This window comes from Enterobacter cloacae complex sp. 385G4, assembly GCF_057320665.1.
This window is the reverse complement of sequence record NZ_JBXWDD010000022.1, coordinates 1-8,341: the sequence shown is the minus strand read 5'-3', so window position 1 is coordinate 8,341 and position 8,341 is coordinate 1. Positions and strand designations below refer to the sequence as shown.

The window sequence follows — 8,341 nt, the reverse complement described above, 5'->3', positions numbered from 1 at the left end:
AAAAAGTCGATCACCATGGGTAAAGGATGTTAAAAAGTGTTCACCATGTCCCCGAACACCTGTCTACCATGTCCCCGGACTGTACACCCACAGGGAGAGGGAGTAAAACGGAGCCTGGCTTAGCGCCAGGCTTTTTTATGTTTATGCAAAAAAAAAGCGGACCACGGGGTCCGCAAAAGTTCACGTTGGCTTTAGTTGTTCGAGTTTTGAGAGAAACTCGCTGACGGTGCGGGGACGTCAAGGGTCAAACACGTGCCGCCTCGTCTATGTGGTGTATTATTCAACAGAATGCTTGATAGGGATAATCGTTCGTTGCTATGCTATCTATCGCCATGAACTATCGTGGCGACGGAGGATGAATAATGAATATTCGTGATCTTGAATACCTGGTAGCGTTAGCCGAGCATCGTCACTTTCGCCGCGCGGCAGATTCCTGCCACGTCAGCCAGCCGACGCTGAGCGGGCAGATCCGCAAGCTGGAAGACGAGCTGGGCGTGATGCTGCTGGAGCGCACCAGCCGTAAGGTGCTGTTCACCCAGGCCGGTCTTCTGCTGGTGGATCAGGCGCGCACCGTGCTGCGCGAGGTCAAAGTGCTCAAGGAAATGGCAAGCCAGCAGGGAGAGGCCATGTCCGGCCCGCTGCATATTGGCCTGATCCCAACCGTTGGCCCGTACCTGTTACCGCACATCATTCCGATGCTGCACCAGACGTTCCCGAAACTCGAAATGTACCTGCACGAAGCGCAAACCCATCAGCTGCTGGCGCAGCTGGACAGCGGCAAGCTCGACTGCGCCATTCTGGCGCTGGTAAAAGAGAGCGAAGCGTTTATTGAAGTACCGCTGTTCGATGAGCCGATGATGCTGGCGATCTATGAAGATCACCCGTGGGCGAACCGCGATCGCGTGCCGATGGCCGATCTGGCCGGTGAAAAGCTGCTGATGCTGGAAGACGGTCACTGCCTGCGCGATCAGGCGATGGGCTTCTGCTTCGAAGCGGGCGCTGACGAAGATACCCACTTCCGCGCAACCAGTCTGGAAACGCTGCGTAATATGGTGGCGGCGGGAAGCGGTATTACGTTGCTGCCTGCGCTGGCCGTACCGCGCGAGCGTAAGCGTGATGGCGTGGTGTACCTGCCGTGCATTAAGCCGGAGCCGCGTCGCACCATTGGCCTGGTGTATCGCCCAGGGTCACCGCTGCGCAGCCGCTATGAGCAGCTGGCAGAGGCCATCCGCGGTGCGATGGATGGCCATTTCGACAGCGCGTTAAAACAGGCGGTTTAAGCCGTTCAGCGCGGCTACCCGATAGGCTTCTGCCATGGTCGGGTAGTTAAAGGTGGTGTTAACGAAGTACTCAATGGTGTTACCACCACCTTTCTGCTCCATGATTGCCTGGCCGATATGAATGATTTCCGCCGCGCGTTCACCAAAGCAGTGAATCCCGAGGATCTCTTTCGTCTCGCGATGGAACAGAATTTTCAGCGTACCTACGCTCATCCCCACGATCTGCGCCCGCGCCAGATGTTTAAACTGGGCACGACCTACCTCGTAAGGCACCTTCATTGACGTCAGCTGCTGCTCGGTTTTTCCCACGGAACTGATTTCCGGAATGGTGTAGATCCCCGTCGGGATATCTTCGATCAGATGCGCCGTCGCTTCGCCTTTCACCAGCGCCTGAGCGGCAATGCGGCCCTGATCGTAAGCAGCGGAGGCCAGGCTCGGGTAGCCAATTACGTCGCCGACCGCATAAACGTGCGGCAGGGCGGTCTGATACATGCTGTTGACCTTCAGCTGACCGCGGCTGTCTGTTTCAAGCCCGATATTTTCCAGCCGCAGTGAATCGGTATTGCCGGTACGGCCGTTGGCGTACAGCAGGCAGTCGGCTTTCAGCTTCTTGCCGGACTTCAGGTGCATGATCACACCGTCATCGCAGCCTTCTATTTTCTCGTACTCTTCGTTGTGACGAATCACCACGCCGCTGTTCCAGAAGTGGTAGGAGAGGGAGTCTGACATTTCCTGATCGAGGAACGCCAGCAGGCGGTCGCGGGTGTTAATCAGGTCAACTTTGACATCCATTCCGCGGAAGATCGACGCATATTCGCAGCCGATGACCCCTGCGCCATAGATAATGACGTGGCGGGGTTCATGGTGCAGGCTCAGAATGGAGTCGCTGTCGTAGACGCGTGGGTGTGAGAAGTCGACGTCGGCCGGATGGTAAGGGCGTGAACCGCAGGCAATCACAAATTTTTCAGCGGTGATTGTCTCAATCGAACCGTCGTGGCATTCGAGTGCCAGGGTGTGTTCATCCACAAAATGCGCGTTGCCCTGCAGGATTTCACAATGGTTACGCTCATAAAAGCCCTGACGCATGCGCGTCTGCTGGTTAATGACGGTATCCGCGTGATTCAGGATGTCGGCAAAGGAGGAACGAAGAAGTCGGGAGTGGTCGCTGTAAAGAGGGTTCTGGTTAAATTCGATAATGCGGCTAACGGCGTGGCGGAGGGCTTTCGATGGGATGGTGCCCCAGTGGGTGCAACCGCCGCCGACATTATGGTAGCGCTCGATGACCGCTACTCTGGCTCCCTGTTTCACCAGACCCATAGCAGCACCTTCGCCGCCGGGGCCGGAACCAATAACTATTGCGTCGTAATCGTAGGAATGTGGCATGGCAAGGCTTACCTGTTCTTATACATAAAAGCAACAGAATCATAACATCATTGCCAGGGTAACCCAATTATCGTTGTGCTTTTTTCCGGCAATGGAGCACAAACCGCACGTAAACAATCATTCACAAAGCTGAGCAAACAGATTAATTTTATTCTCTGGTATAGTGCCATCAGGCATTTGGAAGGATTCAACTATCGTGATGGGCGTAAGAGCACAACAAAAAGAGAAAACCCGGCGTTCGCTGGTGGAAGCCGCATTCAGTCAACTGAGTGCTGAGCGGAGTTTTGCCAGTTTGAGCCTGCGCGAAGTCGCACGCGAGGCCGGGATTGCGCCAACGTCCTTCTATCGTCACTTCCGTGATGTGGATGAACTGGGCCTGACCATGGTCGACGAGAGCGGTTTGATGCTGCGCCAGCTGATGCGCCAGGCGCGTCAGCGTATCGCAAAAGGGGGCAGCGTGATCCGCACCTCCGTGTCGACGTTTATGGAATTTATCGGCAATAACCCCAACGCGTTTCGTCTGCTTCTGCGCGAACGTTCGGGCACATCGGCAGCGTTTCGTGCCGCCGTCGCGCGGGAAATTCAGCACTTCATCGCGGAACTTGCCGACTATCTTGAACTCGAAAACCATATGCCGCGTGCCTTTACTGAAGCACAGGCTGAGGCGATGGTGACGATTGTGTTCAGCGCGGGTGCCGAAGCGCTGGACGTCAGCATTGAACAACGCAAGCAGCTTGAAGAGCGACTGGTATTGCAGCTCAGGATGATCTCCAAAGGCGCGTACTACTGGTATCGCCGTGAACAAGAGAAACTGGCACATCAAACCGAAGAGTGAAGGTGAGTAATGAAACAGTCAGGTCAGGATAAAGGGACGCTGTTGCTGGCATTGATCGCTGGCTTATCCATCAATGGCACGTTTGCCGCTATTTTTAGCTCCATCGTGCCATTTTCGATTTTCCCGCTTATTGCGCTGGTGCTGACGGTCTACTGCCTGCATCAGCGTTACCTGAACCGTACGATGCCGGTTGGGTTACCGGGGCTGGCCGCTGCCTGTTTTATTCTGGGCGTATTGCTGTATAGCACCGTGGTGCGCGCGGAGTATCCGGATATCGGCTCTAACTTCTTACCTGCGGTACTGTCCGTGGCGCTGGTGTTCTGGATTGGCTCGCGCATGCGTAGCCGCAAGAGCCAACTGCCAGAGTAATGAGGTCTGAGCAGGGCAGGTAAGCGAAGCGCCACCTGCCGAAAACGCCGGCGAGTTACTTCGCCGTGAGCAGTACACCGCACTCCATATGGTGTGTATACGGGAACTGATCGAACAGCGCCAGACGTTCAACCTTGTGCGTCTGGCTTAATGTTTCCAGATTCTTGCACAGCGTCTCCGGGTTACAGGAGATGTACAAAATACGCGGGTACGCCTGCACCATCTTCTCGGTTTCGCTGTCCAGGCCGCTGCGCGGCGGGTCGACAAAAATCGTCTCACACTGATAGCTCTTCAAATCGATCCCTTCCAGGCGGTTAAACTGGCGTACACCGTTCATGGCCTGGGTGAACTCTTCTGCCGCCATGCGAATGATCTGCACGTTATCGATATGGTTAGCGGCGATGTTGTACTGCGCGGCCGCTACCGACGGCTTGGCGATTTCCGTTGCCAGCACGCGTTCGAAGTTACGCGCCAGCGCCAGCGAGAAGTTGCCGTTACCGCAGTACAGCTCAAGCAGATCGCCCTTAGACCCTTCCGTCGCCTTCAGCGCCCACTCCAGCATCTGCACGTTCATCGCGGCATTCGGCTGGGTGAAGCTGTTCTCCACCTGACGGTAAACCATCTCTTTACCCGCCACCGGCAGACGCTCGTCGACGTAATCCTGATCCAGCATGATTTTGGTTTTGGTCGCGCGGCCAATTAGGTGCACGTTGATGTTCTGCGCACGCAGCGCATCGCGCAGGGCTTCGGCCTGCTCGCGCCATTCGTCGGTCAGCGCTTTGTGGTACAGCAGAGAGACAATCGCCTGATTGCTTTGCGTGGTCAGATAGTCAATCTGGAACAGCTTGTGGCGCAGCACCGGATTGTTGCGCACGCCTTCAATGATCAGCGTCATCAGCTGGTTGATAAGCTCGCTCGCTGCCGGGAAGCTGTCCACGCGAATGCGTGATTTGGTCTGCTGATCAAAAATGATGTGGTACAGGTCGTCGCCGTCATGCCAGATGCGGAACTCGGCGCGCATGCGGTAGTGGCTGACAGGGGAGCGGAACACCTCGGGAACGGGCGCGTTGAAAGGCGTCATCATACTTTGCAGACGGACAACTTTCTCGGCCAGCTGCGCGTCGTACTGTTCTGTCGGGAGGTGTTCTGGGGTCATGATGCGTCCTGAGTGATAAAGAATTACGCGGGGATTGTAGGGATTGTTCAGGGGATGTCCAGATTTAATGGCCAATAGCTGTCTGGACATCTATACGTGTCTAATTGTAGCATTCTGTTTCCGGTCTCCTGAGAGTGAAAAGGGAATCCAGTGAAAATCTGGAGCTGACGCGCAGCGGTAAAGACTGGCGGGATGAGAGCTGTAGACACTGTGAAAATGGGAAGTCTTCATCCGTATAACGCCACCTAGCCCGAAGACCTGCCGGGATCACGTCGCATTTGGTTTCATCATCGCGTGCTATCGATGAGGCCTGCGGCATCCTTCTTATATTGTGGATGCTTTAACAATGATTAAAAAAGTATCGCTGTTGACGGCGTTGTCCGTCACGGCATTTTCGGGCTGGGCGCAGGATAGCGCTGACTCGTTGGTGGTGACGGCAAATCGTTTTGAACAACCTGAAAAAACTATTCTGGCAGCAACGTCGGTGGTTACGCGTGCCGATATTGACCGCTGGCAATCAACCTCGGTGCTGGACGTTATGCGTCGCCTGCCCAGCGTGGACACGGCGCAAAGTGGCGGGATGGGGCAACTCTCTTCTCTCTTTATCCGTGGCACCAACTCCAGCCACGTCCTGATTCTCGTTGACGGCATCCGCCTTAACCAGGCGGGCGTCACGGGGTCGTCCGATCTCAGCCAGTTCCCGATCTCCCTGGTGCAGCGTATCGAATATGTGCGTGGACCGCGTTCGGCGGTATACGGCTCGGATGCGATTGGCGGTGTAGTCAACATTATTACCACCCGCACGAAGGACGGTACGACGCTGAATGCCGGCGCAGGGTCGCACGGTTACCAGAATTATGGCGGCAGTACCCAGCAAACGCTGGGCGACAGCACGCGCGTCACGCTGGCGGGGGATTACACCTATACCAAAGGTTTCGATGTGGTTGCGGACGGCAACAATGGTGGCCTTGCCCAGACCGATCGCGACGGCTTTATGAATAAAACGCTCTACGCTGCGGTGGATCACGCATTCTCAGACCAGTGGAGCGGATTTGTTCGCGGCTTTGGCTACAGCAACCGTACGGCCTATGACGGTTACTACAGCTCATTTACCCCTGACGTTCTGGTCGATACCCGCCAGCTCTATAGCCAGACCTGGGACGCAGGATTACGCTTCAACGAGGACATCTTCCATTCACAGCTGCTCACCAGCTATAGCCACAGCAAAGACTATAACTACGACCCTAATTTGGGCCGTTACGATTCGACGGCCACGCTGGATGAAATCAAACAATACAACGTTCAGTGGCTCAACTCCGTTGATGTGGGGCACGGGAACATTGGTGCGGGCGTTGACTGGCAGAAGCAGAGCACCGAGCCGGGTACAAACTACGTGACCAACGGCTACGACCTGCGTAGCACCGGCGTCTACCTGACCGGGCTGCAGCAGCTGGGCGATTTCACTCTGGAAGGGGCGGTTCGCAGCGATGACAACTCTCAGTTTGGTCGCCATGGCACCTGGCAAAGCAGTGCAGCGTGGGAGTTCGTGGACGGTTACCGCTTCATTGCTTCTTATGGTACGGCCTATAAAGCCCCGAATCTGGGTCAACTCTATGGCTTCTATGGCAATGACCATCTTGATCCAGAAGAGAGCAAGCAGTGGGAAGGGGCGTTTGAAGGCCTGACGGCAGGCGTGAGCTGGCGCGTGTCCGGCTATCGTAATGACGTTGATAATCTCATCGACTTCAATAATAACCTTCAGGAATATTACAACGTCGGTAAAGCACGCATTAAGGGTGTGGAAGCGACGGCGTCGTTTGATACAGGTCCGTTGACGCATACCGTTGGCTACGACTATGTGGATGCCCGCAATGCGGCGACCAACGAACTTCTGGACCGTCGTGCTAAGCAGCAGGTGAAATATCAGCTCGATACGCAGATCTATGATTTCGACTGGAGCCTGACGTATCACTATCTCGGCACGCGTTACGACACTGATTTTGGTTCTTATCCGTCAGAAAAAGTGAAAATGGGCGGTGTGAGCCTGTGGGATGTCGCAGTTTCATATCCGGTCACCTCACACCTCACAGTTCGTGGTAAAATAGCCAACCTGTTCGATAAAGATTACGAGACAGTTTATGGCTACCAAACTGCAGGACGGGAATACACCTTGTCTGGCAGCTACACCTTCTAATCCGCGCCCTACCGTGCTGGTGTTTGATTCCGGCGTCGGTGGGCTTTCGGTCTACGATGAGATTCGGCATCTCCTGCCGGATCTCCATTACATCTACGCCTTCGATAACGTCGCTTTTCCGTATGGGGAGAAGAGTGAGGACTTTATCGTTGAGCGCGTGGTTGAAATCGTCACCGCGGTACAAAAGCGCTATCCCCTTGCGCTGGCGGTCATTGCCTGTAATACGGCGAGCACCGTTTCTCTTCCCGCCCTGCGTGAGAAATTCCAGTTCCCGGTTGTGGGCGTTGTTCCTGCCATAAAGCCTGCCGCGCGCCTGACGGCGAACGGTATCGTGGGCTTGCTGGCCACGCGTGGCACGGTGAAGCGTCCTTATACCCGCGAGCTGATCGACCGTTTTGCTAACGAATGCCAGATTGCAATGCTTGGCTCCGCAGAGCTGGTGGAGATGGCGGAAGCGAAACTGCACGGCGAGACGGTATCGCTCGAAGAGCTGCGTCGTATTCTTCGTCCGTGGCTGCGGATGCCCGAACCACCGGATACGGTTGTGCTGGGTTGCACCCACTTCCCTCTCTTGCAGGAAGAGCTATTAGAAGTGCTTCCGGAGGGGACGCGGCTGGTGGATTCTGGTGCGGCGATCGCCCGTCGTACGGCCTGGCTGCTGGAGCATGAAGCGCCGGATGCGAAATCTACCGATGCAAATATCGCATTTTGCATGGCTATCACTAAAGAGACTGAGCAACTTTTACCCGTTTTACGCCGTTATGGCTTTGAAACGCTCGAAAAACTGGCGCTGTAGCACGGTTTTGAGCAAAAAAGAGACGGTTGAAAGTTTTTTTTAAAAGAGGGGTTGTCAACGTCTGAGAACTCCCTATAATGCGCCTCCACTGACACGGAACAACGGCTTACAGGCCGCCGGGTTAGCGGGGTTCAGAGATGAACGCCAACAGAGAAAAGTGAAAATAATCGCTTGACTCTGAATGAGGAAAACGTAATATACGGGACCTCGCAACGGTGAGCTGAAAGCCGCGTTGCAACTGCTCTTTAACAATTTATCAGACAATCTGTGTGGGCACTCAAAGTGACATGGATTCTTAACGTCGCAAGACGAAAAATGAATACCAAGT

7 protein-coding genes and 1 riboswitch are annotated in these 8,341 nt (G+C 55.0%); of the genes, 5 read left to right on the top strand and 2 right to left on the bottom strand.

All coding sequences use genetic code 11. The annotated features are described in order from the left end of the window. The first annotated feature begins 362 nt into the window (after positions 1-362). Positions 363-1,280, top strand: coding sequence for a DNA-binding transcriptional regulator OxyR (oxyR, locus tag AC2FAJ_RS23435; RefSeq protein ID WP_025758848.1), 918 nt, complete (start codon positions 363-365; stop codon positions 1,278-1,280). Here the strand turns inward: oxyR and sthA are convergent. After that, positions 1,263-2,663, bottom strand: a complete 1,401-nt coding sequence (gene sthA, locus AC2FAJ_RS23430) for a Si-specific NAD(P)(+) transhydrogenase (protein ID WP_045260262.1) — start codon at positions 2,661-2,663, stop codon at positions 1,263-1,265. The genes oxyR and sthA overlap by 18 nt on opposite strands. Before the next feature lie 196 nt (positions 2,664-2,859). Between sthA and fabR the strand changes: the two genes are divergently transcribed. Together fabR and AC2FAJ_RS23420 are read left to right on the top strand one after the other, a co-directional pair. After that, positions 2,860-3,498, top strand: a complete 639-nt coding sequence (gene fabR, locus AC2FAJ_RS23425) for an HTH-type transcriptional repressor FabR (protein ID WP_008501784.1) — start codon at positions 2,860-2,862, stop codon at positions 3,496-3,498. Positions 3,499-3,507: 9 nt separating this feature from the next. Then, the gene (locus tag AC2FAJ_RS23420) at positions 3,508-3,867 is read left to right on the top strand and encodes a YijD family membrane protein (RefSeq protein WP_042713638.1); all 360 of its coding nucleotides are present in this window, start codon (positions 3,508-3,510) and stop codon (positions 3,865-3,867) included. A gap of 55 nt (positions 3,868-3,922) precedes the next feature. On the opposite strand, the gene trmA is transcribed toward AC2FAJ_RS23420, so the two are convergent. Next, positions 3,923-5,023: a tRNA (uridine(54)-C5)-methyltransferase TrmA gene (trmA, locus tag AC2FAJ_RS23415; protein WP_045631472.1), complete on the bottom strand. Its 1,101-nt coding sequence runs from the start codon at positions 5,021-5,023 to the stop codon at positions 3,923-3,925. 104 nt (positions 5,024-5,127) lie between these two features. Next, positions 5,128-5,303, top strand: a riboswitch (cobalamin riboswitch). 66 nt (positions 5,304-5,369) lie between these two features. On the opposite strand from trmA, the gene btuB reads away from it, so the two are divergent. Both btuB and murI read left to right on the top strand, forming a co-directional pair. After that, complete coding sequence (gene btuB, locus AC2FAJ_RS23410) at positions 5,370-7,217, top strand: TonB-dependent vitamin B12 receptor BtuB (protein ID WP_485454548.1); 1,848 nt, start codon at positions 5,370-5,372, stop codon at positions 7,215-7,217. Beyond that, the gene (murI, locus tag AC2FAJ_RS23405) at positions 7,162-8,013 is read left to right on the top strand and encodes a glutamate racemase (RefSeq protein WP_028014824.1); all 852 of its coding nucleotides are present in this window, start codon (positions 7,162-7,164) and stop codon (positions 8,011-8,013) included. Before btuB ends, murI begins: the two co-directional genes overlap by 56 nt. Positions 8,014-8,341 lie beyond the last annotated feature (328 nt).

Bases quoted from the DNA above. Each gene is read 5' to 3' on its own strand.
- oxyR (WP_025758848.1), top strand. From the start codon at position 363: ATGAATATTCGTGATCTTGAATACCTGGTAGCGTTAGCCGAGCATCGT.
- sthA (WP_045260262.1), bottom strand. From the start codon at position 2,663: ATGCCACATTCCTACGATTACGACGCAATAGTTATTGGTTCCGGCCCC.
- AC2FAJ_RS23420 (WP_042713638.1), top strand. From the start codon at position 3,508: ATGAAACAGTCAGGTCAGGATAAAGGGACGCTGTTGCTGGCATTGATC.
- trmA (WP_045631472.1), bottom strand. From the start codon at position 5,023: ATGACCCCAGAACACCTCCCGACAGAACAGTACGACGCGCAGCTGGCC.
- btuB (WP_485454548.1), top strand. From the start codon at position 5,370: ATGATTAAAAAAGTATCGCTGTTGACGGCGTTGTCCGTCACGGCATTT.
- murI (WP_028014824.1), top strand. From the start codon at position 7,162: ATGGCTACCAAACTGCAGGACGGGAATACACCTTGTCTGGCAGCTACA.